We start from the raw sequence: 26,612 nt of genomic DNA on the forward strand, positions 1-26,612 counted from the left end.
AGAGAGCTTCGCAGAAGCTGCTTGAAGGTATTGAGAAACCAAAAACTTACTACCAAAGAAATTAAGTATCGGTATGGTAATATATATATTTAACCAAATCCGATTTTTCACAATACTAACTACTCAATACCAACTACTCCCTTACCAACGGCCCCAATACTTCCCATACATTTTCAGCCACAATCTTAGCTCCGGCAGGATTTGGATGAATTCCATCATCTTGATTTAGCGAATCAACTCCGCCGACATCTTTAAGTAGAAAAGGAATTAGCTCCACATTTTTTTCTTTTTGAATCTGGCCGTAAATAGCATTGTACTTTGCACCGTAATCCTGCCCCATGCTGGGTGGAACCATCATTCCCGCAAGTAAAATAGTCGCTTCGGGAAACGCTTTCCGTACCCGATCTATCATACTAATTAAATTCTTTTTGGTTTCTGCCGGTGGTAGCCCGCGCAGACCATCATTTGCACCGAGCTCCAGCACAAAAATATCGACATTCTCGTTTTCCAAAATCCAGTCTATACGGCTGAGGCCGGTTGCGGTAGTTTCACCACTTACTCCCGCATTTACTACGGTATATGGGAGATTTAACGAATCTATTCTGACTTGAATCAGTGCCGGGAACGACTCGTCTGCCTCAACTCCATATCCCGCAGACAGGCTATTGCCGAAAAAGAGAATAATTTTTTTCTTAGCATTTGCCTTTTCATCGGCTGGGATTTCACTTTGGGTTTTTTCTGAAGTTTTTTCAGTTTCAGAAGTGGTACAACTTATCAAAAAGATAATTAGAAAGAGGGTAAGCAGATGAATGGACTTCAGCATATTGATTTATAGTTTTCTGATTCGAGTAATTCGAAGGTTTTTATTAGAATAAGCAAATTTAGGGAATTGTCAGTAGCATATGATTAAGAAGGCAACCCTCAAAATTGAATCGGAGATTATTCCCTTAAATCAAATAGAGACTTCCTTAACAAATTCAGTAATTTTACTTATAGCGTTGCCAACCTACTATTGTACAAATAGTTGGAGTACAAATTTTTATATCTCACTTTTCGCTCAATAGATTTCACAACCTCTGTGGCAAAATCTTCCTCATACATTTGCGACATGATATTTAATCCGCCGGGGCTGAACACGTTTATCTCCATTAACTTATTGCCTACAATATCTATTCCCACCAGGAACATTCCGTCCTGAACCAATTTCGGGCGCACAATTTCTGCAAGCTCAAGAATCTGGTCGGTCATTTTTACTTTTTCCGGTCTTCCACCTGCATGTATATTGCTGCGAATATCGCCGCTTGCATTTACCCTTTGCATCATTGCGTATTTTCCGTTTACCTGAAGCGGCTCACCGTTCATTAAGAAAAGACGGGTATCTCCATTCTTCGCTTCAGCCAAATATTCCTGCGCTATTACATATCCGTCCCTGCATATCGCATCAATAGTTTGGGTAAGGTTGTGTTCGTTTTTCTTGTCCATCATAAACACATTTTTGCCCCCCGAACCTTGCAAAGGTTTCAATATCATTTTATTCTTTTGCTCTTTAAAGAAATCCTTTATCTCTTTTTGATCTCTTGAAATAATCGTTTTTGGACGTAATATTTCAGGAAAATGCTGAAAATACATTTTATTGACAGCGCTTGCCAAACTACTTGGGTGGTTTATGACCAATACCTTATCATTCACAGCGATACCTCCAAAAATAAACGCCGCATTCTGCGCCCAGTCTCTATCATTTATTTCATCAGAAGGATCGTTTCGCAAAAACAAAACATCCAGATCTTCAGACGTGATACGCGAAAATTCTTCTTTTTGCATAGCTTTAAAAAAGGTTTCCTGCGATTTAAAAGTACTGCCCTTTATGGTTTTACATCGTGCAGAAAAATGTCCGTTTGAAGCATAAGCCAGCTCACCAATGCCTATAAAATAAACATCATTGTCTCGCTTATAAGCAGCATATCCAATAGCGGCAGTCGTATAATTCGGCTGCTCGGTACTGTGGTCGTTGATAATGAATGCTATTTTCATGTTTTAAATTTAAGGGTGTGAAATCGCTATAAATTAGATTTTTCTAAAAAAAATCAGATTCACTATTTGATCTAATACAACCCTAAATTATTCTAAAAGTTCGGTAACCTCAATGCCGTGACGCAGTATTTCCAATCGGACTCTTACCGAATCTCTCTGCAAAAACCGAGGCAATACAGGGGGTTTGACAATATTTCGATGCATCAATTCTTCAATCATATCTACATGATTTATATTGAATTTTCCGGTGTAAAGCGTCTCTAAATTTCTGCCTTTTTTCAAATAATCCATTACATCGAGCAATCCTGCAAGATAAACAGCATCTTTCACCAACCCACCGCCACGATAAATGCGCATGGCAATGTAATATGAAGTATAATCTGAAAAACGGCGTGCACGCAAAAGGTTAAATGTTTCTATGAAACTTGCCCCTTTTACCATAGATTCTGCCGCTATCACCCTTCCGGCAAGTGTGCGCATTCTGTTTATACTTAATCCTTTAACTAGGTATTCTGCCAGTACCGCAAGCCCTTCCTGTAGCTGATCGTATCGCGAAAACCCGGCATACATTTGCTTTAACGGCTGATTTCGCCCATTACAATAAGTAACAATATGGGTCGCAATTTCGTGCTGAATCAATGCATCGCACCGGCGCTCATCAAGTGTAAACTGGTCGCTAATCAGCAAGGAGCTTTGGGAAACCATAATACCGTTTACATCCTTTCTTATTTCCAGACATAGAGGTGTTTCAGGAAATTCTTTTTGATAATAATCCAGTTCTTTCTGCGCGCGGCGCGCAAAGTCGTGGCAGCTTAACGCTGTTATTTCTTCGGAGCTGTCCTGATCTGGAAATTTCTCCAAAATTTGGTTGGCTGCAACGATCACGCGGTCTTCTATTTTACCGTAAAGGCTTTGGCCGATGTAGCGAAAGTTAATGGTATTTCGCTCCTCAAGCATGGTGAGCTGCTTTTCGATTTCCAATCGTTTGTCGCGCAAAATATATGCTATGGTTGGATCCTTAATCTTTTCTAAAGGAATATTGTAAAGCTCGCGCTTTTTCCTTTCGGGATCTATAGAAATAAGACGATAATTGAATGCGGGCACTTTGGTAAAGTTATTCTTTTGGAAATTTTCCCACTCCGTTGTTCCATTTACCGGAGTTACTCTAAGCAAAAAAGACATTTCTTCGCTAATTCCTGCTAACAGGCTGTCGGCATTTAAAGTAACTTTCTCCAGCTTCGTTTTTCCCAGCATGAGATAATGCCCAAAGGGATTTGAGGTTTGCACGCGAATAAATTCAAAAGCCGCCCGCTTTATAATCTCTGAAAAATAGGAGTAAAAACGTCTGTAAAACAGGGAATAAATTTCTTCCTCCGCTGTATTTTGATAAATAGCAGGCACTGCAATTCCAATAATCAAACTTCCAGATTCTTTTGATTCATCTACATTCATCAAAGGCGCCAAATCTCCGCGTTGTCTATTCTTAGTGTTTATCACTTTGGCAGAAACACCCGGATAGATTTTTTTTATCTTTTCAAATCCTTTTTTCAACGAAGCAATCGTTGCCACTGCTTTATTCTCGGGACAAAATATTCCAAACTGCGCATCGTGTGCCGTTCGCACAGGCCACATTTCCAAAATCAAAAAAGCATTTAGTTTTTCTGATACCGATATTGAAATCTCTTTCAAAAGTTCGGAAATATCCAGTTCGGCATCGGCAATAAGGTACGAGGCCTGCGTTTTTAACAATCCGGCAAAGTAGGGATCGTCATTCTTAAAACGGTAAACACAAATATACGGAAGCGGCTTTTCGATATGTAGCATTCCATTTTTGGGCAGTTCTAAATTTATAGACTCACCGGCTTCAATTTTGCTTTTTACTGTTTGAATCGTTTCAATCATAATTCCATTTCCATAAATTCAGCGGCTTGCTGCGGAATAAGTTTTATCAGTTGTTGCTCTGTAGCTCGCACTATTTCGGGAAATTCTATCCCTGTTTCTTCATCACAATATACTTTGGCTATTTCGGTGGCGAGTACAAGCGTATTTTTAAAATGCGCTGTAATGTACTTTAGAAAAAATCCGTTTCCCTGAAATGTATCATTTATTTTAGCGCCCGATTTTATCCTTTCGGGAAATGTAATCTCAGCCAGTTTCTCTCTCCATGATTCAGCAATTCTGCCAAAGCGTTCATTGTTTATATTCCCTGTTCCTATATTCCATGTAGGTATTTCTCTGTCCCACCTTTTTCTATTAAAGCTGTGCATATCAAATACCACAGCCCTACCGTGAATATTTTCAACTTTGGCCACCAACAAAGCTATCACTTTATAAAATGCAGTGTGCTTTTCGATGCTTTGTTCCCTCTCCAGATCAGTAAGCGGTTGTTTCCAAAGTTTCTTTCCCCACGCATCGTCGTAAATAGCATTTTCGGGATCGCGGTTTAAGTCATATTCAAAGCGGCTGTCTCGCCCGGCAATAACTATGGGGTGCGATTGAACCATTTCTTTTGTACAAGGATCTTCCTCGTACCAGCGCTCGTATTCGCTATGCGTACATTTTTCCCAAAGCTCCTTTCTAAATTGATGACCATCGTGCACTGCGCCGCATATATATGGAGTGTAATCTGCTATTTTAATTGTAAAAGAGTAGTCGTAAGCCACGGCTTCAAAAGTCTGCTCCTTATTTATATTGTCAATAATTTCAGAAATACGAAGTTTTTGCATTGCTTCCATGATTGCTGTTGTTTGAAAATAATCAACCTTTAAAATCAATAAAAGTTCAGAAAAGGCTTGAGATGGATCGGAATCATAATTAATGAAAACTCCTTTATGAGTATTGTAAACAATCGTCGCCAAATGGTAGTTTTGTTGTCGCAAATAGTGCAGATCTCCATTAGTAAAAATTTCTTTGCGCATGTCAGAACCATCATGCCGGCCAGGATAATTTCAGACTTTGGGTGAACATTTCTAACGCATTCAATCATCGTTATCAAATTCTTTTTTGTCTCTGCCGGCGGAAGTCCGCGCAGACCATCATTAGCGCCGAGGTCCTGAATGAAAAGATCGACATCTTTTTTTTCCAAAACCCAGTCAATTCGGCTTAAGCCGGTAGCGGTAGTCTCTCCGCTCACTCCGGCATTTACAACAGTGTAGGGCAGATCTAAGGAATCAATACACATCTGAATCAAGGCAGGAAAAGATTCATCTGCCTCAACCCCATAGCCGGCGGTGAGGCTGTTGCCAAAAAAGAGGATTGTTTTTTTGTCTTCTGATTTTACTCTAGTCGATGTTGTATCACTTTTAACGGGTTCAGATTTATCGCTCACATCGTTATTAGAACATCCGACTAATGCGAAGAAGACAATGGACGAAAATAATTGAATGGTTCTTTTCATTTAGAATCTTTGATGGCAGTAAAAAACACAAAATTGGAGAATCCCTAATTATTAAGGCTTGGCTTCAGGAAAACAAACGAATAATGTGTTGAATTTGTAGCAGATAGTCACATATAAATCGATAAACCCAAATAAATTATTGGTTTAAACTAAAATTTGTTAACTTCATTCAATAAATCCAAAAAACTCTAAATTATGAAAGCACACACACACACACTTACTTGCTAATCAAAGATTTATAACAACATCTCTATTGTTGTTTATTTTTACACTTATGGCCTCGCTTCAAGCAAAATCTCAAACTCAATTGCATTTGTCCAATAAATCAGACTGTGATTTTGCGGTAGAAATTGTTCTTTGCAACACTAGTACTGTAAGTTCGGCCTGTGCACCAAATGATGTTTACACCGTTTATTTAGTTGATAACATCGATTATTTCAAAGTCTTTTTTGTTCCAATTTTAAATTTTTCGACTCCCGATGTTGAAATTTCCCCGGGTATTAATTGTAACACTTATTATCAATCTGGAACAAGTCCATGTGGTGGATATCAAGCTGGCCCTTCAACAGGAATCCCACAACAATATAATTTTGCAGCCTACTAATCTGATATGTTACGAATGTGTCGAAATACACTCTTTTTAGCGCTACTCTTTTTTTACTCACAGTTCTTATTTTCGCAAGAAAACCAACTGGTTTATAAAAAGGTAATTCCGGGGTCATCATTTCGGTTTGTGCCTTCACCAGATAGCTTAGGTTATGCAATAACCTACCAATGGCAATCATTTGGTACTCCAAGCGTAGATATTGGTGTTTGGTCTGAAATTCCTCAAAATTTGGTTTTAGATGGAACCACTTTTACCAGAGGGCTTATTTTATATGATTTTAATTTTGAACCAACCGGAGCCACTCTTATTAATGCTTTAGGAAGCCAAGATATTGCTTGGCTTCCTAGCGGTCAAGCGATAATAAATTTTAATCGAGAATCGGATTTTAATACAACTCCAGAGTTATTTCCAACTATTCCAACAATCGATAATTACCCATCGCCAACCTATGGTCAGAATGTATTTATAAGATACGACCCCGCAACTGAAACTAATATAGGACTTTTGAACTTTTCAGTTTCTTTCTTCGCGGAAGATCAAGAGCCCTTTAATGGTTACAATCATGCTGTCGACTGGCTATCGGTAAGCAATAAAAACTATAAAAATACAGTTGTAGTAAGCGATAGTATTTTGATATCGTATGTGTTACTAGATGGAGAACAGACTCTAAACAATTCATTTGAATTCACAAACTGGGGAGGTCAAGTACATCTTGTGAGATTAGAATTAAATCTAAATACCAATGAATTGACCAGTCAACAAATTGGTTCATCCACAGGCAGCCAGTTTTTATCGCGTGTAGAATCAAGTCCAAATATGCCATTCTTATGGAGAGCTGGAATTGTGCGTGGGAACGATACGCCCATCAGTATTTCGGGAGCAGAACTTGAAATGGCTTCTAATGACTCACTTTACCATGTTTATATAACAAAAGAGTCTATTACTGGAGAAACCGAGTGGCTAACTGAGCTATATGCTTACAATAATTTATTCCCAGATACTGCACTTTCGTTTGACACAAAAATTTCAGTCCGAAATCATATAAACAATATTTTAAACAAAAATGACAACACGTATATAAGTTCCACTTTTTCCGCCTTAAGTCACGACGGTGATACCCTATTGTTCAGAAACCATTTAGGACAAGACAACTCATATATAGATTATTTTCCAAGCTCTCCAATACTACCGGAACAACTACATATCTCCTATTCCGAAGCCAGCCTATATAAAATAGATGATAATGGAAATGTAACCGGTAAGTTGAGCTATACCTATGATGCAATGAATTTTTTCAACCGCAATCCAAGAGTTTCTCTTTATGATGTTGAAGACAGGCTCGCATGGGTACAATCCTATATTGCTCTAAATGATACTACCATAGTGTTCACACTTACAGAATCTGATGGAAGTGAGCAAACTACAAACCTTAGCCTGCCAGCAGGGAAAGGAACGGTGATAATATGGCTCGATGAAGATTTAAGTATTTTAAACCAATGGATCATTCCCTATCAGCACAATATTGGCAGTGGTGGTTTAAGCATTAACGCGATTCTCCCTTATCGAGGTGATACCTTACTTATTCAAGGAATGTTGGGTTATAATACCTCTTCTGATCTAAATCCATTTGCTGAAACTGAACTTATCACTACAGAAAGCCCAACCTCTTTCTTTGCATTTTACTCTGCTCCTGAGATTTTTACGAGTACAGAGAAAATTAAAAGTCCTACAAACTTTAAGGTATATCCCAATCCCTCCTCCGTCTATATTCGTGTTTCGGGAGCATATGGCCAACAAGCCAATTTCAAAATCTTTGATCTATCAGGGCGTATAATTCAGTCTGGTAATATCTCCCAAAATGAATTGATAAGTACTGAAAATCTGAATAGTGGTATGTATATGCTGTGGATAGATTCTGAAAATGGAGGTGGGACGGCTAAGTTTGTAGTAGAGTAATGTATTTGTGTTTAGCATAAACATTCCCCGCGATATGGTAGTTTTGTATGCGAGAATAGCCTATAAAATTTTCATTGAAAAAAAGGAGAATGCCTCAAAACTCAATACTTCAAGTTTCAAATCTCACCAAAACCTATAAAAGCGGTGAATCATCTCTTACGGTGCTTCGAAACGTAAGTTTTGAGGTAAACCGCGGTGCCAGCTGCGCCATTGTGGGTCCTTCGGGAAGTGGAAAAACTACCCTTCTGGGACTTTGCGCCGGCCTCGACAACCCCAGCGAAGGTTCTGTAATGCTGAATGGAATTGTACTCGACAAGCTAAGCGAAGATGAAAAAGCAAAAGTGCGAAACCAGCATGTGGGGTTTATCTTTCAAAATTTCAACCTGCTACCTACGCTTACTGCGCTTGAAAATGTAATGATACCGCTTGAGTTGCAAAACCGTTCGCATCCGCGAAAGCGTGCCATGGAGCTTTTAGAAAAAGTTGGACTTGGAGATCGCGTAAAGCATTATCCGGCCCAGCTTTCTGGTGGTGAGCAGCAAAGGGTTTCTATTGCCCGGGCTTTCGCCAATGAACCGGCAATTCTCTTTGCCGATGAGCCTACCGGAAATCTGGATGGCGAAACCGGTGCCACAATAGAAAGTCTGATTTTAGAATTGAATAAAACAGCCGGAACAACGCTAATAATGGTTACTCACGATCTCGATTTGGCGAAGCGGACAGACAGAGTAATCACAATGAAAAACGGCAAAGTATATACTGATTCTCTGCGACCTCTACAAACCCAATAAGCGCATGAATATTTCCTGGCTTTTTAAAATGGCTTTGCGTGATAGCCGCACAAACAAGGGGCGATTACTCCTTTTTATGAGCAGCATCGTACTCGGAATTGGAGCCTTGGTAGCGATAAATTCTTTTGGTGAAAACCTGCGCAACCAAATTGAAAATGAAGCCAAGGAACTTCTCGGCGCCGATCTGGAAGTGAGCAGTCGTACTCCCATTAACGACAAAGTTCGCGCTCGGTTTGACTCGCTCAATTTTGAGACTTCCGAAGAAATTTCATTTGCCTCAATGGCGTATTTCCCAAAGAATGGCGGAACCCGGCTGGTGAATGTGCGTGCATTGGAGTCAGGATTTCCTTTTTACGGAACCATTGAGACAAATCCCGTAAATGGAGCCGATGGAATTGCAAATTCTAACAAAGCACTGGCAGACCAAACGCTTATGCTTCAGTTTGATGCTTTACCCGGCGACTCGGTAAAAATAGGTAAAGTAAGTTTTGATATTGCCGCCCGTGTTATCAAAGTTCCCGGAAGATCGGCGATTACTACCACAGTGGCACCTCCCGTTTTTATTCCCTTTAAGTCTATGGAAGCAACCGGGCTTTTGCAGCTGGGAAGCCGAATGAATTATAAGATTTATGCCAAATACCCCGACAACTTCGATCCCAAGAAATTTGACACTTTCTTAAAACCCTGGCTTGAAACTACCGATTTAGATTTTGATGATGTAGGCCAGCGAAAAGAAAGCATCGGTGATGCATATAGCAACCTTACGGGATTTTTAAACCTTACAGCATTTGTGGCGCTAATCCTCGGCTGCGTGGGCGTAGCAGGATCGGTGAGTATCTACATCAAAGAAAAAGTAAAGTCGGTTGCGGTTCTGCGCTGCCTGGGTGCTACGGGCAAGCAGGCTATGGCTATTTATCTTATTCAAGTGGTGATTATGGGATTTATAGGATCTGTAATCGGTGCTGCGCTCGGCGCGGGAATCCAGTTTCTCCTGCCCGGCCTCTTCTCCGATTTTCTTCCTGTTACTGTTGGCGTAAGCCTAAGCTATTCATCTATTATTCAGGGAATTTTACTCGGTGTAATTGCCGCTTTACTCTTTGCGTTACCTCCACTTTTGCGCATTCGTAAAGTTTCTCCACTCAAGGCCATTCGCGCATCTTTCGAAAGTGAAACGACGGCAAAAAGTCCATACTTCGTCTATTTCCTGATATTGATTTTTATTCTTTCATTTTCATGGATACAGCTTGATAATTTGTTCCGTGCTGCCATTTTCACCGCCGGACTTCTAATAGCTTTTGGCGTGCTTGCGGGCGTGGCAAAGGCTATAATTTGGTTGGTTCGTAGATTTTTTCCCACAGGCAGCTCTTTTGTGCTACGCCAGAGCTTATCAAATCTGTATCGGCCAAATAATCAAACGCTTATCCTGATTGTAACCATTGGTTTGGGAACGGCCTTAATCGCCACTTTGCTAATAAGCCAGGAGCTTTTGGTTGACAAACTCAAGTTTTCGTCGGCCTCGACTGACAGGCCGAATATGGTTCTTTTTGATATCCAAAGCAATCAATTAGACTCGGTCGAAAAGTTGGTTACAACAAGTAATTTCCCGGTTTTGGGACAAGTACCCATTGTTACCATGCGGCTGGAATCAGTAAAAGGTCGCAGCGCATCAGAGCTTCGTGCCGATAGCACTTCAGAGGTGAGCGATGGCATGCTAAACAGAGAGTACCGAGTAACTTATCGTGATTCACTTACGGACGCCGAAGAAATTATAGAAGGAAAATGGAACGGCAAGCATATCAAAGGTGAGCCCATTTATATTTCCATGGATGAAGGATTTGCCGAAAGGATGGATGTAACTGTTGGCGACGAACTCGTATTTAATGTGCAGGGCGCTTTGATGAAAACTACACTGGGCAGCTTACGCAAAATAGATTTTCAGCGGGTTACCACAAATTTTCTGGTACTTTTCCCGGAAGGAGTACTTGAAAACGCACCCAAATTTCACGTCATACTTACACGTTTCAAAAATCCGGATGAATCGGCGGCTCTGCAAAGCAAGGTTGTAGCCGCTTATCCTAATATTTCGATTATTGATTTAGAGCTGGTGCTAAACACGGTCGATGAAGTACTTGGAAAAGTGTCATTCGTGATTCAGTTTATGGCTTTCTTCAGCATTTTCACAGGCATTATCGTCTTGCTGGGTTCTGTGCTACTAAGCAAATATCAGCGAATCCAAGAAAGCGTGCTGCTCCGCACATTGGGAGCGCAAAGGCATCACATTATTCGCATCAACTTACTGGAATATCTCATTTTAGGAAGCTTGGCTGCCCTTACGGGGATATTTATTGCGTTGATAGCCGGCTGGCTCCTCGCCTGGTTGAGCTTTGATACGGTGCTTACGCCAAATCTTCTTCTACTTCTAATTATGTATCTCGCCATTACCGGACTTACCATTCTTATTGGCTTAAGCAATAGCCGTGATGTGCTGCGTAAACCACCGCTTGAGATTTTGAGAAGAGAATGATTAGTACCGTACGCACTCATTTCAATCGTCGGCTTGAAAGTCTTAACAGTGCTATTCGTTAAGACCGAGAATGCGCATCACTCTCACAATCCAAATAGGTTACTCCTCTTCAGGCTGACCAAAAAATGAATTGAAAGCCTTCCACAGTTCGGGATGCTTCCTTTTCATGAGATTGGGACGTTCGAAAAAATATTCAGAAGCAACAGCAAAAAACTCACTCTCATTTACGCCTCCATAAGGCCGGATATCAGATGACTCATTATGTATATCGGCCATTCCTTTTTGAATGAGTTTCATCCATGGAATACTGTATTGATGCTCAATAAGTCTATCAGGAACTCCGTCAATAGACCCATCTAAACCATCTATTAAATGCACGAATTCGTGAATTCCGGTATTCGATTTATCCGTTTTATTGCTAAAACCCAAACGCAATGCCTTAATTGAAAGAATCATCTGTTTTTCGAGCTTTCCAGAGCCAACCATTCCGGTAATCATTCTGTCTTTTTCTTCTGAAGCGTAGCCAAGATCACTGTTAAACCTATCGGGATATAAGAGCACACCGCTCAAATTAGAATAGTGCCATTCGGGAAAATTAAAAACGGGAATAATTGCGCTGCTGGCTACAAGCAATTTATCGAGATCTGTTACGGACACATTTACGCCTTCAATAAAAACGTCGTTGAGAAAAGTTTTTATTCTTTCAATAAATGCAATTTGATCCGTTTCGTTCAGTTTTTTGTAAAACAATACATTTTCCGAAAGGTTATTCTTAATTTCTGAATCAGAGAGGGTTATACCTTTGCTGGAAGGCTTTTTAGGCGACCTTAAAATGAAAAACAATATAACCGCAGCGAGAGCCAACAAGAAGTACATCATAGTTTGCAAAAATAGATTACTTGGTAGATAACTGGTGCGAAAGTATTTAGTTCATAAACCTCCTCATATAAAAAGAACAAAGCCCTGCTGCGAGTGCAACGGGGCTTTGTAACTCTTAATTAAAAAATTTCTTTCTTAAGCCTCACAGCTTGCGCAATCTTTCTTCTGTTTAAATTGTTGAGCAGCATTCATACTGTGCTGGTAGTACAATGATTTCAATCCCATTTTCCATGCAGTGATATGGATGTTATTGACGTCCTTAATCGGCATATCTGGGTGAACAATAATATTTAGAGATTGCCCCTGATCGATATGATTTTGGCGGTTTGCTGCCTGATACACAATATCCATTTGATCAATTTCAGAATAGGTTTTAAAAACTGCCTTTTCTTCGTCAGTCAAAATATCCAAATGCTGAACAGAACCGTCGCGGTCGCGAATGCTTTTCCATACTTGATTGGTGTTTTGACCTTTTTCATTCAATAGTTCTTCCAGGAAAGGATTCCGAATAGTCGTTTTAATTTTCGCAATATCCTTCACATAGCAATTTGACCAGATGGGCTCAATACCTTGAGAAACCTGCCCGAGAATAAATGCCGATGAGGTAGTTGGTGCAACCGCATTAAGGGTTGCATTTCTACGTCCGTATCCTTTCAGCACTTTTGGTTCGCCAAATACTTCGGCCAATTCTTCTGAAGCTTTATAAGATCTGTCTTTAATTTCTTTGAAAATTTCGCTGTTCAGATTGTAAGATTCCTGACTATCAAATGAAAGTCGTTTTGATTGTAATAAAGAGTGCCATCCCAAAACTCCCAAACCTAAAGCGCGGTTATCTTTAGCGAAATTGTATGCGCGCTCCATAAACATAAATGTCAGGCGATCTTCACGTGATTCTGAATCGCGGTATGCTTCCAGTTTTTCAATAAACTCGGTGATTACCGCATCGAGGAAATAAACCATTGTCTCAACCGCATCGGTATCTTTCCATTTATCGTAATGCAAAACATTTACGCTGGAAAGTACACATACAAATGACCAATCGTGATTTGATGGCAGCATAATTTCTGTACAGAGATTGCTGGCATAAATCGGCAGGTCTTTGTCTTTATAAACATCAGGTTTCCCGCTATTGGCATTGTCTGTAAAGAAAATATATGGGTAACCTATTTCGCCACGACGTTGAAGCACACGTGCCCATAGGCCGCGTTTTTCGTCATCGCCGGCGATCATTTCTTCCATCCATTTGTTGGTTACGGTTACGCCATGCGTAAGCTCCTGAATGGGATTTCCTTCAGTTCCAATTTCCAAAAATTCGCGAATATCTTTGTGATCGATAGGCAAATAAGGTGAAAAACGGCCTCTGCGAACAGATCCCTGGCTCACCACATCTACCATAGATTCAAACAATTGCATAATATGCACAGATCCTGATGCTTCGCCATTGTTGCGAATCGCTTCACCTCTTGGTCTTATTTTTCCGAAATATCCGGATGTACCACCGCCGAGCTTTGACATCATTCCCACTTCTGACTGGGTGTACAAGATATTTCCCATATCATCGTCGATATGCGATCCAAAACAGCTTATTGGAAGGCCACGTCTTTTTCCAAAATTAGACCAAACGGGAGATGCCAGCGAGAAAAACCCTTCAGACATATAGTGATAGAATTTATCGGCATAGCCCGGCATTTTCAATATTTCTTCTGCTCTCTCGCCAATCTCGCGTATACGTGCCTCGGGAGTAGCATCGTCAGTAAGGTATCCCGATGCCAAAAACTTTCGGCTGTTTTCATTCAGCCACTTAAACCCCCCTGTTTTGGTGTTAGCTTTCATTCCTTTTAATGCGTTTTTGCGCGCATCAACAAGCGTTTGGTTAGCGCCTTCAATTTTTTCTTCAGATTCCTGTAGGTTTGTGTTTAATTCCATCTTTTAAAATAAGTCGTTACTGGTGATACTTTGAGTTCTTTTACTGTAGTTAATCGATCGTTTTACGAAAAAATCGCCGTGTTTTGTGCCGATAATTTCATCGTCAAACCACTCCGTTTGGTGAAGCAATTCCTGATCGATATCAAATACTTTTTCGATTCCAATACTCTCAAGAGAGTTGTTGAATCTGTTTTTAATAAATTCATTAATAACGGCTTTCGGAAGAAAATCGAGCTCACCTTCTTCAAAAATCCAATCCACTATTTTACTTTCCGAATCAAAGGCTTCTTTACACATTTCGCGAACCATGATATGGTATTCATCATCAAACCAGGTGGGGTTTTCATTTTTAATAATGCGGATAATATCAATACCGAAATCGCCGTGTATTTGCTCTTCTTTTGATGTCGCTTCCACCACATTCGAAATCCCTTTCAGCATATTGCGATGCTTGTTAAAGGCCATAATGATCAAGAACTGTGAAAACAAGGATACGTGCTCAATGAAAAGCGAGAACAGCAATATTGACTCGGCGTACTCTTTCTTGTCTTCCGTTTTTGCATTCTTTAATGCCGCCTCCAGATATTGAACCCGTCGCATAATAACCGGCTTTTTCTTCAGGTTTTCGAATTCATTGTTGAGACCCAGAATTTCAAGCAGGTGCGAGTAGGCATCGTGATGGCGCACTTCGCTTTCCGCAAATGTTGCCCCTACAGAGCCTACTTCCGGCTTGGGCATGCGGTGGTGGATATCGCCCCAAAAGGTTTTTACGGCTACCTCAATTTGAGAAATGGCGAGCATGGTGTTTTTAATAGCGTTTTTCTCCATTGGAGTTAAGCGCGTTCTAAAATCCTGTATATCACTCGTGTAATTAAATTCGGTATGAATCCAATACGAATGTCTTATTGCAGAGACATATTCGTATAGCTGCGGATACTCATAAGGTTTTAGGTTAATTCGCTTTTCAAAAATATTTCTTTGACGCTCCTGGGCTCTTTTATTTCTATAAACGATGTATGCCTTTGCAGCATCCCGAAACTCACTTTCCATGAGTTTGTTTTCAACTTCGTCCTGAACCGCCTCAACGGTTGGCACATAATTCTCATCATCCTTATTTCGCTTCAACAGCTCTTCATGCACGCGATTTGCAATCATATCGGCATCATTGGCACCTCCATGATTTACGGCTTTCATCGCCTTAAAAATAGCGTGTGATATCTTGTGAAGTTCAAAGGGTTGGGGGCTAAAATTCCGCTTGGTTATCTGAGATATTTCCATAATATATTCTGCTTAGAAACTGGGGTGATCAAGTGAAATACAAAATTGCCAATTAAGAACCTATGGTTTCACAAATGCTCGAAAAGTTCTTAACACCTTATCCACGAATAAGGCGTATATTTTTGATTTTCAAAAACTTAAACCAGAATCAAATTATCAACTATTTAAATTGGAAGATACCCCAAAACCCGCTTTATGATTGGGAGTCAGGCTGCCCTTCCGGGAATATTTATTGTATTGAATACCCAATTGTTTCTCGCTTTTAAGCGCTGGAGGTCTTGAGAAGAAAATGATCTTTTATGGAATTTCAAGGACTATCTCATCTCAATGAAAAAGACTTATGAAAACGATTCTTACAACACTTATTTTCCTTCTGGGAATATTTGCCGTAAAGGCACAAAATTATGGCGAAATACACGGACGCATTCTGGACCATGCCACAGGAGAGCCCATTTTATTTGCTACAGTTAGCACCGAATACGGCGGAAAACTGATAGGTACTACAACCGATGACGAAGGACGGTTTAAACTCAAACCGCTACAGCCCGGAACTTATGCGGTGCAAGTGAGCTATTTGGGTTACAACCCGAGGAATATCGAAAATATTGAAGTGACCTCGGGAAAAATTTACTTTCTGGGCAGTGTAAATATTTCAACAAACAACGAGCTTGTTGAATTTGAAGTAGTAGGTCATAAGCTTATCGATGTTGATGAACCAAATACATTGGTAATAAAGGCGGCTGAATTAAAGCACAACGCCATGATTAAGAGCCCCGCAAAGCTAATTGGAAGCATTACTCCCGAGCTCAAAACCGACGAAAACGGCCAGTTTATCGTTCGTGGCTCCCGCGCAGGCACATCAGCTACATACGTAGATGGAATGCGGCTTACAGGAGGTTTAGGGAATTTTCCGGGATCGTCTATCAAGTCAATTTCCGTTTATACAGGAGGAATACCCGCTAAATACGGAGACATAACCGGTGGTGTAGTTGTGATAGAGACTAAGAGTTATTTTGATTATTTCTATGATCAGAATTCGAGATAAAGCAAAATGAAAAATCACAATCCGGCATATGATAAAATGGAAAATGAGCAGCTACTGGGTGCCTTTTCTACTAATCGCAATGCCGTTTTGGAAGAGCTTTACAAACGGTACAGCACAAAAACTTATGGTCTCTGCATAAAATACCTCGGCGATCGTGAAAAAGCAAAAGATGCCGTCTCTGATATTTTTATGCGCCTTCGCAGAGATTTGGAAAAGCATGAGATAAAACAGTTTAATGCCTGGTTTTATATGTATGCCAAAAACCATTGTCTGGGGGAATTGCGAAAGGCCAAAACCGCAGCCAAACACCAGGAGATATACCAAAAGGAAAAAACTGATGTATTTGCTCCGCATCAGTTTGCCGATGAAGATCTGAATAGGCTCGAATCAGGTTTGGATACCTTAAAAAACAATCAACGTGAGTGTCTTCGTCTGTTTTATTACCAAAAACAATCTTACACAGAGATTGCTGGAGTTTTATCGATTTCAGAAAAGAAAGTAAAATCTCATTTGCAGAATGGGAAGCGAAATCTGCGTTTGTTTTTAGAGAGCTTTAACCAAAACACCGATCAGAAGAGAAATGGATAAGGAAGCGATAAATATTGAACGCTTTATAAATGGCGGAATGGATGCGGGAGAGCGAACTGGTTTCGAAGCCCGGATGGCCAGTGATCCGTTTTTGGCAGAAGCCGTGGACGGTTTTCTGCAAGACCCCGCTGCGCTTTATGATTTGCCAATTTGCAGCGCTGTTAAAATTAACTGGTGGTGGTCTATAGTTGGGGCTGTTGCTGTGGCAACGGTTTTTCTCACAATTCCAAATAGGATAAGTGAGATTCCGGGATCTTCATTTTCCAGAGTACGTACTGTAAATATTGATTTGGAGAAAGTCGAACTGCAATCTCAAGAACAAACAACACCCGTATGGAACATCGAGCTCGATAATACAATTAAAAAAAGTGGAGTTACACCAGTTTGGGATGAAAACCATTCTCCTAATTTGCTGACGGCTGATTTTGTTGATTCAAAGTCGGCAAAGCCCATTCTCAAAATTGAGTATCCGAAACTTAAAGTGGATGAGATGATTCTTTATGTTCTCGATCTGAAGGTCGTTAAAAGCAAACTCATAGAGGTAAACAAACCGGAAATTGATTTATCGGAATTAACCGATTTCACACCTGCTAATTTTTCAACAACCATTGCTTATAAGCGCTCCAAGCAATATGAAGGTATTTTTCCAGAACCTAAGACCGAGACTTACATGGATAAACTCGAATCAGGTTTGCGCTATTTCAAAGCTGAAGATTACGTCAAAGCTTTAAATGTGTTGTCGAACCTTTTAATTGAAAACAATCAGGATCCGAATGCACAGTTTTATTCAGCACTAAGCCATTACCATTTGGGTGATTATCAGATGGCAGAAGCCGGTTTTGAACAAATGGAAAAATTAGCAACACTTAGTTTTGCTCCGGAATCGGAATGGTATCGAGCTTTGAGCTTGCAAAAGCTGGGCAGAACTGACGAAGCTCGTGACTTGCTTTTGGAGATTGCTGATGATGGTGGGCATTATGCGGAAAGGGCTATGGTGTTGCTGGAGAAAGAGTGATGCCAATAACACAAAGCCTTCTCTAATTCCAAAAATCATTCGTGCATTAGTGGCAAAGAAAAAGCGCCGAAGGCGCTAAAAAATCTTGCCACGAATGCACGAATAAAAATGCGTGGACTAACATTTATCCTTTCGGTTGAATTATAAATCACAATATAAATTACCTTCAACAAAGCTCTCTCCGATTCCAAAAATCATTCGTGCATTCGTGGCAATAAAAACGTGCCGAAGGCGCGCCCCAAATAAAGTAATCAATTAGAAAATTATAAAAGTCTAAATGAGTTCCATCAATCTTCCTTAAATTAGAGAAAACATAACCAAAATAAGTAGAAATGGAACACCTAAAATATAAAGAAGAGAGCTATGTAATAATCGGCAAATGCATGGAAGTCCACAATAACCTTGGCCCGGGATTTCTGGAAATAGTTTACAAGGATGCTCTGGAGTATGAATTTTATACTGCCGATATTCCCTATGAGCGTGAAAAGAAGTACGAAGTAAATTATAAAGGAATTATATTACCGCATAGCTTTTACGCGGATTTTGTGGTTTTTGACAAGATTATTTTAGAAGTCAAAGCTGTAAGAGCAATGCCCGACGAGTATATCGCCCTATCCATTAATTATTTAAAAGTTTCTGGAAATGAATTGGCTCTATTGGTGAATTTTGGAGAGTTGCGATTAAATTCTAAACGGATAGTATTCTAAATTACAATACCACTTATGGCGCTTAAAAAGGTAGCCACGAATGCACGAATAAAAAATGCGTGGATTACAAACCAAACTTTCTGATGAATTGAAATCAGTAGTTGAATCACCTTCCACATAGCTCTCTCCAATCACAAAAATTATTCGTGCATTCGTGGCAATAAAAAGCGCCGGAGGCGCTAAAAAAGGTAGCCACGAATGCACGAATAAAAAATGCGTGGACTACAAACTAAACTTTCTCCTGAATGGAAAATCGAAATTAAAATCACCTTCACAAACCATCTTCAAACAACAAAATTCATTCGTGCATTAGTGGCAATAAAAAGCGCCGGAGGCGCTAAAAAAGGTAGCCACGAATGCACGAATAAAAAATGCGTGGACTACAAACTAAACTTCCTCCTGAATTGAAAATCAGAATTTAATTCGCATTCCACAAAGCTCTCTCCAATCACAAAAATTATTCGTGCATTCGTGGCAATTAAAAGCGCCGAAGGCGCCCTTAAAGCCCCAACAAAACTTCAGCAGGATCTTTAGCTCCAAAAAGCATTTTCTCCGGCTGCTCAAGCATCTCCTTCACTTTTACCAAAAAGCTTACAGATTCTTTTCCATCAATAATTCGGTGATCATAAGAAAGTGCCAGATACATCATCGGCAATATAACCACTTCGCCATTTACAGCCATCGGTCGATCAACGATATTGTGCATACCCAGAATAGCCGATTGTGGCGGGTTAATAATAGGTGTGCTCATCATCGATCCAAAAACACCACCATTGGTAATTGTAAAGGTACCACCCTGCATCTCATCAATGCTGATTTTCCCATCGCGGGCTTTGATTGCAAGGCGCTTAATCTCCGATTCTATTTCGGCAAGGCTCATCTGCTCTGCGTTGCGCACTACAGGAACCATAAGCCCTTTTGGTGAGCTTACAGCAATTCCAATATCAGCGTAATTATGGGTTATCATATCTTCGCCATCCATCATCGCGTTTACAGTCGGAAACATATTTAACGCCTCTGTTACGGCTTTGGTAAAGAATGACATAAAGCCAAGTCCAACACCGTGATTTTCTTTAAAAGCCTCTTTGTATTTGGTACGCATGTCCATAATCGGCTTCATATTCACCTCATTAAAAGTGGTGAGCATAGCCGTTTCGTTTTTCACACCTACCAGGCGCTCTGCAACTTTTCGGCGAAGCATCGACATGCGCTTTTTCTCTGTGTCGCGTGTACCGCCCCATCCGGCAGCAGCCGAAGTATCAAAACCACCAGCCATTGCACTTACAACATCCTGCTTGGTAATTCGACCATCAGGACCAGATCCTTTTACTTTATTGGCCGGAACATTGTTCTCGTCCATCATTTTCTTGGCCGATGGAGAAGGGTGGCCTTTTGCGTACGATTCTTTTTCTTCCGGTTTCTTTGATTCAGAAGATGCTTTTTCGGGTTTTGGCTCTTCCTTTTTCTCTTCTTTCTTTTCAGCAGGTTCTGCTGTCACTGACTCTTTTTTAGACGCATCAGCTTTTGGCGAAGACTTTACTTCTTCCGATTTCTCTTCCGGCTTTTCCTTCTCATCTGTTTTTGCGTCTCCTTTTCCTTCTGGCTTTGCCGCATCAGTATCAATTAAACACACTACCTGACCTACCGCCACAGTTTCGCCTTCTTCTGCTTTAAGCTGCACTACCCCGGCCACTTCTGCAGGAAGCTCAAGAGTAGCCTTATCAGAGTCAATCTCTGCAATGGGTTGATCTTTTTCTACGTAGTCGCCATCGCTAACCAACCAGGCGGCAATTTCAACTTCAGATATGGATTCGCCCGGACTGGGCACTTTCATTTCAAACATGATACTTATTTTTTAACAGGCTGTTTAGCATTTTCAAATAATGTTGTCAAAATTCGTTTCTGACGTATTTCAGCAGTTTTGCTCGAACCCGAAGCTGGACTAGCACTCGGCTTACGCGAAATTACTTCCAGGTTTACCTTCCGGTAATTTAAAGCCATAAATGCCCAGGCACCCATATTCTGGGGCTCTTCCTGAAGCCAGATATGCTTCTTGGCGTTCTTATATTTTGCTACAATAGCATCTAATTGAGTCTCCGGCAATGGATAAAGTTGCTCAACGCGCACTATCGCCATATTGCTTCCGCTTTCGGTATTCTCCTTCTCTTCAAGCACTTCGTAATATATTTTTCCGGAACAGAAAACCACGGTATCTACTTCATCAACTTTCGCTTGGGTATCGTCAATAACCTCCATAAACCGGCCATTCGCCAATTCGTCCATTTTAGAAACAGCTTTTGGATAGCGAAGCAATTTTTTTGGTGAAAAGTGAATCAATGGCTTGCGAAAGTTGCGATGCATTTGCCTGCGCAAAAGGTGGAAAAAGTTTGCCGGTGTAGTGGTATTACAAACCTGCATATTATACTCGGCACACGATTGAAGAAAACGCTCCATCCGTCCGCTTGAGTGCTCACTACCCATGCCTTCGTATCCGTGTGGAAGCAGCATAACCAATCCATTCATCGTCCGCCACTTATCTTCAGCAGCAGTAATAAACTGATCTACAATAATTTGAGCTCCATTGAAGAAGTCACCAAACTGCGCCTCCCAAATAGGCAAACACTGCGGGCTCGCAAAAGCATAGCCATAATCAAATCCAAGAACTGCATATTCAGAAAGCAGCGAATTGTAAATGGTAAAGTTTCCTTTCGATTGGCTTACGTGATTTAACGGCAGATATTCTTCTTCATCATTCTCAGTTTTCAGCACGGCATGACGGTGCGAGAAAGTTCCCCGCTCTACATCCTGACCCGAAACGCGCACGTCGTAACCCTCATCGAGCAGCGTAGCAAAAGCCAACTGTTCCCCAAGCGCCCAGTCAAGCGTATCCTCTTTAATCATTTTAAGCCGGTCTTTCATCAGCTTATTTACCTTCCGGAAAAAGACTTTATCTTTTGGAAGTGTATTGGCTGCATTCGCCAATTTCAGAAGTGCTTCTTTATTAAATCCCGTTTCAGGCGATTTTTCAAAATCATGCGGTTTCGCAGGATGCATATTCTTCCAGGTATTTTCCAAAAAGTGTTTTAGATACACGTTTGGAACTTCCTTTGAAGCATCGTATTGAGCCTCAAGCAAAGAATCAAATTTTTCTGTAATACCATCAGCACCTTCCTGCGAAATAACATCTTCTTCGAGAAGCTGTTTTATATAAATCTCTCTCGGATTGGGGTGATTGGCAATAAGATCATATAGTTTCGGCTGGGTAAATTTCGGCTCATCACCTTCATTATGGCCATATTTTCTATAGCAAAGCAGGTCGATAAATACATCCCTTCCAAACTCTTGTCTGTACTGAAACGCCACAAGCATGGTTTGAATCACAGCTTCAATATCGTCGCCATTTACATGGAATACAGGCGATAACGTTGTTTTAGCTACATCGGTACAGTAGGTAGATGATCGCCCATCAAGATAATTGGTTGTAAAGCCTACCTGATTGTTTACAACGATGTGGATGGTTCCACCCGTGCGGTATCCGTCAAGCTGAGCCATTTGCACAATTTCATACACTACCCCTTGCGCAGCAATCGCGGCATCGCCATGAATTAAGATTGGCAGAATAGCCTTTTCGTCCTTTAAGTAATTATCAATCTTTGCGCGTGCCATTCCTTCTACTATCGGGTCAACGGCTTCAAGATGCGACGGATTAGGGCAAAGCGTCATATGAATAGGCTCGCCGTTTTCGGCGGTTATCGTATTTGAATAACCCAAATGATATTTTACGTCACCGTCAAATTCCTCACCGTCAATATCGTACTCATATTGCTTTCCTTCAAACTCACTAAAAATATTCTTAAAGTCTTTTTTAAAGATATTTCCAAGCACATTCAATCGTCCACGGTGTGCCATTCCGAACACCATTTCCTTTACGCCGTAATTAGATCCTCGTTGGATAAGGGCATGAAGAGCCGGAATCAAAGCTTCTCCGCCTTCCAGAGAAAATCGTTTTTGACCGACAAATTTCTTTTGCAAAAACTGCTCAAACGAAGTAGCTCTATTGAGCATATTGAATATAATTCGTTTTTCGCGTGTATCGAATTTTGGCAGATTATCGAGTTCGATTTTATCTTTCAACCAGCGTCTGCGCTCGGGATGGCGGATATAAGAAAACTCAATTCCGATGCTCCCACAATATACTTTCTTTAAGTGGGCTATAATATCGCGAAGGGTTGCAGGGCCAATGCCCACTTCTTCACCCGCTTGAAACACAGAGTCCAAATCACTTTCAGAGAGATCAAAATTCTCCAATGCAAGTGTAGGCTTATACTGGCGTCGCTCGCGTACCGGGTTGGTTTGTGTAAAAAGATGTCCCCGAGAGCGATATCCTTGGATAAGGTTCAGAACTTTAAACTCATTCCGAACATCTGCGCACATGAGCTCTTCGGACTCATAATTTGTACGTGCGAATTCAAAACCTTCAAAAAAATGCGCCCAATCCGGTTCTATGGAATTGGCGTCCTTTCGATATTTTTCGTATTGATCCTCAACCCAATCTATCGAAGCATTGCCGAGAAATGAAAATTTGTCCATGTACTATTCCACTATCTTAGATAATAGCTGCAAAAATACAATTTTAAATATGCCTGTAGCCTAATTAAGCGTGATATTGCTCAACGCATTAGTAATTTAATCTATTGATTGCGCATTTTGTATCGCCAAATCACTTTTTCAAAACATCGTTTCAATATTTTATCAGCGAAAAATAGATAGGTATTCTGGGCATTAACATTTTGAATATTTGCAACTAAGTCGCTTTCATTCAAATCTATCTGATAAAGAATAGCCCGCATTTTAGGGCTTTCTATGAATTGGATTTTCTCCATTTCCAACGCCAGTTCTTCCACGATTTTTGGATATTCTAAATCGTTAATATTCAATAAAAGCGCTATTCCGTGAAGGGCAAAATCCTTTTCTACCTGACGCAAAGTGTCTTCGGCCATATTGCTTTTTAATTGCCAGTGCGGGGGTTGTGCCGCGCGATATGGCTTTAAATTGCTCAAGCGTTTATCCAGCTTTTACGAATTTTTAGTTGCTCGGGAGATGGATTATCCATAGGCTCAAGCACATCTCTTCGTGTACGATCTATCTCCAAAGATTTGGCTTTAAGCTTTTTAGTCTTGTTTACCTCTTTGCTGTTTTTGCGCGCTACCAGCACTGTCACTTTTTCGCCGGGAGCGATATTTTTTTTGTATTGATTCAGTACTTCCTGCACATTTTCAATGTCAATGGGTACCCCATTCCATTCCAAAATCTCATCGTGGTATTCCAACCCGAGATCTTTACCAAAATCATCCATTTCTTTTACATCAACTACCACCATTCGTTCGGTCTTAGGGTTGTATCCCAAGCTAAAATTCCCACCCGACACGACTTTTTCCGTAAGGGAATCGCGAAACATTATTCCGGCATAGCCCAACAATTCTTCAAACGGCAATGGTTCGGGATTTCCCACGTAGCGCTCCAAAAAGGTAGTTGCCTCGGGGTAGCCCGAAATCCGGCCTATTTCGCTGAAAAGCGTACTATCTACAAATGGTTTATCGGGGCCATAGGCTTTCGCCAAATCGCGCATTAGCTCTTGTGTACCGTATTCTCCCTCACTTAGTTTACGCAATTTTAAGTCGAGTGCCATGCCAATCAGCGCACCTTTTTCGTATACATTTCCGAATTGACTCTCGTGCTCGCCAAGCACTTTTTTGCTCACTTCCGTAAATGCAATCCCGGTATCGTAACCCGATGATGAAATTATCTTGTTACGCATCACCGTTAAAAATTCCTTCATTGGCATTAGCCCTTCTTTTACCTGTACATGCTGCGCAGCATATTCGGTGCATCCCTCGTAAAGCCAGAGGTGGGCGCTCATCTGCGGATTCATAAAATCGTAATCAGCAATCTGTTCAGAATGAATACTCAGCGGGGTAACAATATGAAAAAATTCGTGCGCCGTAACATCTTTAATCGTTTGCCCAAGAATACCAATCGGCACATCAGGAAGCACAAAAACGGTAGATGTATTATGCTCAAGCGCACCCATTCCTCCACTCATAGACGGGCCACTCATCAGGTAGACCAAAATAGTGTATTGATCTACCGGCAGCGTTCCCCCTAAATAGCTTGCAGCCGCAGGAAATAAATCCTCAACTGTTTCAAGCACATCGGTGCTGCTCATCTTTTTTCCGGGCGAAAAAACAGAAACAGCGATTCGCGTTTTGCCTACCAGCATACTCGCCGTATCGGGCTCGCAATAAAGAATAGGACAATCGTGAAGTTGAAAATAATCCTTGGCGGAAAAAACATCGGTGGTATCATTGCCTGATATCCGCGGAAGCGAGGTTTCACCGTAAAAATTAACGGGTTTGGTTACGCTTACCGCGAATGGTGTGTTCTTAAAACCATCAAAGTAGCCCACAAAATCATACGGGTTTAGCACCACTACCTCTCCTGAATCTATTTTCGTCCCTGACGGTTCAAAAATTCCGCTTGAGCGATCATCAAAAGTTCCATTTACACGGTATTCCAGATGCTGCAATTGAGTAGCATTGGCAACAGCCCAGCGGTTTTCATCCAATTTTTCCACATTCAAAGGATCGCCGCTTTTGTCTATTGCCTTCAGGTCTTCAATATATCTACCAAAATCACTTATAGAATAAGTTCCGGGTATGATTTTAGGCATGTTGTAAACAAGGGTATCAACCGTAATTTCGGGTGGAAATACCTTTACCCTCGCCTGGTCATTAACCATATTCTTTACATCAATTTCTACGCGATATCCTAAGTCAGTTTTTCCTGCACTTTGTGCAGATAAGAAGGTAATGGTGAGCGTTAAGAACACAGTGAAAATAAAGCGCATAGCAAGGTTTCTGAATGAGTGAGCGGCCAAAGTTATGCTGTATTCACAATCAACCAATAAATATTATAGAATTTTAAGAGGTGCTTTTATTGATAATGCGGATATTGCCGATAAAATAACCCTATGCAAGAAAAACTTATTCCAGCTATATTAGAATTAGAATCAGATGAATACGCCGACTTTTATAAGGAATACATCTCAAATATCCCAGGCGGCACCTTACAAGATATTTTAACCGCCGACCTCACTAAATGGGAAGCATTATTTAAAAACCTTACCGATGCTGAAGGTTTAAAAGCTTACGCTCCCGGCAAATGGACTGTGAAGGAAATGATTCTGCATTGTATAGATACTGAAAGAATATTTTGCACCAGAGCTTTGATGATTGCCAGAGGCGAGACAAAAAGCATCTCCGGCTACGACCATGAATTATACGCCGCCCATTCTAATGCAAACGACCGCTCTATAGAAAGCCTGAAAACAGAACTCCTTGCCCAGCGCCATTCTACCCGCACATTGTTTGATACATTCTCAAATAGCGATTTGCAAAAAGCCGGTGTGGCAAACAACAATAAACTATCGGTAAGAGCTATTGCCTATATTATTCCCGGTCATTGTATGCATCATTTTAAAGTGCTTCGGGAGAGGTATGGGGTTAGTTTTTAGTTCTTGGTTTTTAGTTCTTGGTGTTTGGTGTTGGGTTTTCGCAGTCGCCAGGCTTTTAGCTTGGGGACTAATCGTCCGCCGGGTTCTCTGGGGAAATGTTTAATTTATTTCAATAGATCAAGGACTATATCCATTCATTAACTCCATTAAAAATCCTGGCGAGACGCCGGAGTAGACTACCCTCGCGGGACGCGAGCGTGTGCGTCAGGAGCGAAACCTAAGAAATTCTCATCCCAAAAACCAACGACCGAAGGGAGCCCGTATGGGGAACTAACAACCAAAAACCAATCACCAA

21 protein-coding genes are annotated in these 26,612 nt (G+C 40.8%); 9 read left to right on the forward strand and 12 right to left on the reverse strand.

What is annotated here, in order from left to right; all coding sequences use genetic code 11:
- Positions 1-133: 133 nt before the first annotated feature.
- The 5 genes from G3O08_RS00270 to G3O08_RS00290 form a co-directional block, all read right to left on the reverse strand.
- Positions 134-823, reverse strand: a complete 690-nt coding sequence (locus G3O08_RS00270; RefSeq protein WP_163282662.1) for an arylesterase — start codon at positions 821-823, stop codon at positions 134-136.
- 167 nt (positions 824-990) lie between these two features.
- Complete coding sequence (locus tag G3O08_RS00275) at positions 991-2,031, reverse strand: glutathione synthetase (protein ID WP_163282663.1); 1,041 nt, start codon at positions 2,029-2,031, stop codon at positions 991-993.
- A gap of 87 nt (positions 2,032-2,118) precedes the next feature.
- Complete coding sequence (locus G3O08_RS00280; protein WP_163282664.1) at positions 2,119-3,933, reverse strand: flavohemoglobin expression-modulating QEGLA motif protein; 1,815 nt, start codon at positions 3,931-3,933, stop codon at positions 2,119-2,121.
- Entirely contained in the window at positions 3,930-4,766 is an 837-nt protein-coding gene (locus G3O08_RS00285) for an N-formylglutamate amidohydrolase (RefSeq protein WP_317163986.1), read from the reverse strand. Before G3O08_RS00285 ends, G3O08_RS00280 begins: the two co-directional genes overlap by 4 nt.
- A 35-nt stretch (positions 4,767-4,801) precedes the next feature.
- The gene (locus G3O08_RS00290) at positions 4,802-5,428 is read right to left on the reverse strand and encodes a GDSL-type esterase/lipase family protein (RefSeq protein WP_163282665.1); all 627 of its coding nucleotides are present in this window, start codon (positions 5,426-5,428) and stop codon (positions 4,802-4,804) included.
- Between the two features lie 274 nt (positions 5,429-5,702).
- Here G3O08_RS00290 and G3O08_RS00295 point away from each other — a divergent pair, with 274 nt between their 5' ends.
- From G3O08_RS00295 to G3O08_RS00310, 4 genes are all read left to right on the forward strand, one after another.
- Positions 5,703-6,032 carry a hypothetical protein gene (locus G3O08_RS00295; protein WP_163282666.1) on the forward strand — a complete coding sequence of 110 codons (330 nt, stop codon included), beginning with the start codon at positions 5,703-5,705 and terminating at the stop codon, positions 6,030-6,032.
- Between the two features lie 15 nt (positions 6,033-6,047).
- Complete coding sequence (locus G3O08_RS00300; protein WP_163282667.1) at positions 6,048-7,991, forward strand: T9SS type A sorting domain-containing protein; 1,944 nt, start codon at positions 6,048-6,050, stop codon at positions 7,989-7,991.
- Positions 7,992-8,080: 89 nt separating this feature from the next.
- Positions 8,081-8,782, forward strand: coding sequence for an ABC transporter ATP-binding protein (locus G3O08_RS00305; protein ID WP_163282668.1), 702 nt, complete (start codon positions 8,081-8,083; stop codon positions 8,780-8,782).
- A 4-nt stretch (positions 8,783-8,786) separates the two neighbouring features.
- Positions 8,787-11,306, forward strand: a complete 2,520-nt coding sequence (locus G3O08_RS00310) for an ABC transporter permease (RefSeq protein ID WP_163282669.1) — start codon at positions 8,787-8,789, stop codon at positions 11,304-11,306.
- A 99-nt stretch (positions 11,307-11,405) separates the two neighbouring features.
- Here G3O08_RS00310 and G3O08_RS00315 read toward each other — a convergent pair whose 3' ends face one another.
- From G3O08_RS00315 to G3O08_RS00325, 3 genes are all read right to left on the reverse strand, one after another.
- Positions 11,406-12,185: a M90 family metallopeptidase gene (locus G3O08_RS00315; protein ID WP_163282670.1), complete on the reverse strand. Its 780-nt coding sequence runs from the start codon at positions 12,183-12,185 to the stop codon at positions 11,406-11,408.
- Positions 12,186-12,320: 135 nt separating this feature from the next.
- Positions 12,321-14,111 (reverse strand): ribonucleoside-diphosphate reductase subunit alpha, encoded by a 1,791-nt coding sequence (locus G3O08_RS00320; RefSeq protein ID WP_163282671.1) that lies wholly within the window; start codon positions 14,109-14,111, stop codon positions 12,321-12,323.
- A gap of 3 nt (positions 14,112-14,114) precedes the next feature.
- Positions 14,115-15,389 (reverse strand): ribonucleotide-diphosphate reductase subunit beta, encoded by a 1,275-nt coding sequence (locus G3O08_RS00325; protein WP_163282672.1) that lies wholly within the window; start codon positions 15,387-15,389, stop codon positions 14,115-14,117.
- Between the two features lie 340 nt (positions 15,390-15,729).
- Here G3O08_RS00325 and G3O08_RS00330 point away from each other — a divergent pair, with 340 nt between their 5' ends.
- From G3O08_RS00330 to G3O08_RS00345, 4 genes are all read left to right on the forward strand, one after another.
- Positions 15,730-16,434, forward strand: a complete 705-nt coding sequence (locus G3O08_RS00330) for a carboxypeptidase-like regulatory domain-containing protein (RefSeq protein ID WP_163282673.1) — start codon at positions 15,730-15,732, stop codon at positions 16,432-16,434.
- Between the two features lie 6 nt (positions 16,435-16,440).
- Positions 16,441-17,022: an RNA polymerase sigma factor gene (locus G3O08_RS00335; protein ID WP_163282674.1), complete on the forward strand. Its 582-nt coding sequence runs from the start codon at positions 16,441-16,443 to the stop codon at positions 17,020-17,022.
- Positions 17,015-18,037, forward strand: a complete 1,023-nt coding sequence (locus G3O08_RS00340; RefSeq protein ID WP_163282675.1) for a tetratricopeptide repeat protein — start codon at positions 17,015-17,017, stop codon at positions 18,035-18,037. The genes G3O08_RS00335 and G3O08_RS00340 overlap by 8 nt, the downstream gene beginning before the upstream one ends.
- Positions 18,038-18,369: 332 nt before the next feature.
- Positions 18,370-18,744, forward strand: coding sequence for a GxxExxY protein (locus G3O08_RS00345; RefSeq protein WP_163282676.1), 375 nt, complete (start codon positions 18,370-18,372; stop codon positions 18,742-18,744).
- Positions 18,745-19,243: 499 nt separating this feature from the next.
- Here G3O08_RS00345 and odhB read toward each other — a convergent pair whose 3' ends face one another.
- The 4 genes from odhB to G3O08_RS00365 form a co-directional block, all read right to left on the reverse strand.
- Entirely contained in the window at positions 19,244-20,590 is a 1,347-nt protein-coding gene (gene odhB / locus G3O08_RS00350) for a 2-oxoglutarate dehydrogenase complex dihydrolipoyllysine-residue succinyltransferase (protein WP_163282858.1), read from the reverse strand.
- Positions 20,591-20,592: 2 nt separating this feature from the next.
- Positions 20,593-23,334 (reverse strand): 2-oxoglutarate dehydrogenase E1 component, encoded by a 2,742-nt coding sequence (locus tag G3O08_RS00355; protein WP_163282677.1) that lies wholly within the window; start codon positions 23,332-23,334, stop codon positions 20,593-20,595.
- Positions 23,335-23,435: 101 nt separating this feature from the next.
- On the reverse strand, positions 23,436-23,744 hold the full coding sequence (locus tag G3O08_RS00360) for a hypothetical protein (RefSeq protein WP_163282678.1): 309 nt from the start codon (positions 23,742-23,744) through the stop codon (positions 23,436-23,438).
- Between the two features lie 56 nt (positions 23,745-23,800).
- Positions 23,801-25,651: a M61 family metallopeptidase gene (locus G3O08_RS00365; protein WP_163282679.1), complete on the reverse strand. Its 1,851-nt coding sequence runs from the start codon at positions 25,649-25,651 to the stop codon at positions 23,801-23,803.
- 123 nt (positions 25,652-25,774) lie between these two features.
- On the opposite strand from G3O08_RS00365, the gene G3O08_RS00370 reads away from it, so the two are divergent.
- On the forward strand, positions 25,775-26,317 hold the full coding sequence (locus G3O08_RS00370; protein ID WP_163282680.1) for a DinB family protein: 543 nt from the start codon (positions 25,775-25,777) through the stop codon (positions 26,315-26,317).
- Positions 26,318-26,612: the final 295 nt, after the last annotated feature.

This window comes from Cryomorpha ignava (genome assembly GCF_010686655.1).
In the GTDB taxonomy this organism is placed as follows: Bacteria; Bacteroidota; Bacteroidia; order Flavobacteriales_D; family Cryomorphaceae; genus Cryomorpha; species Cryomorpha ignava.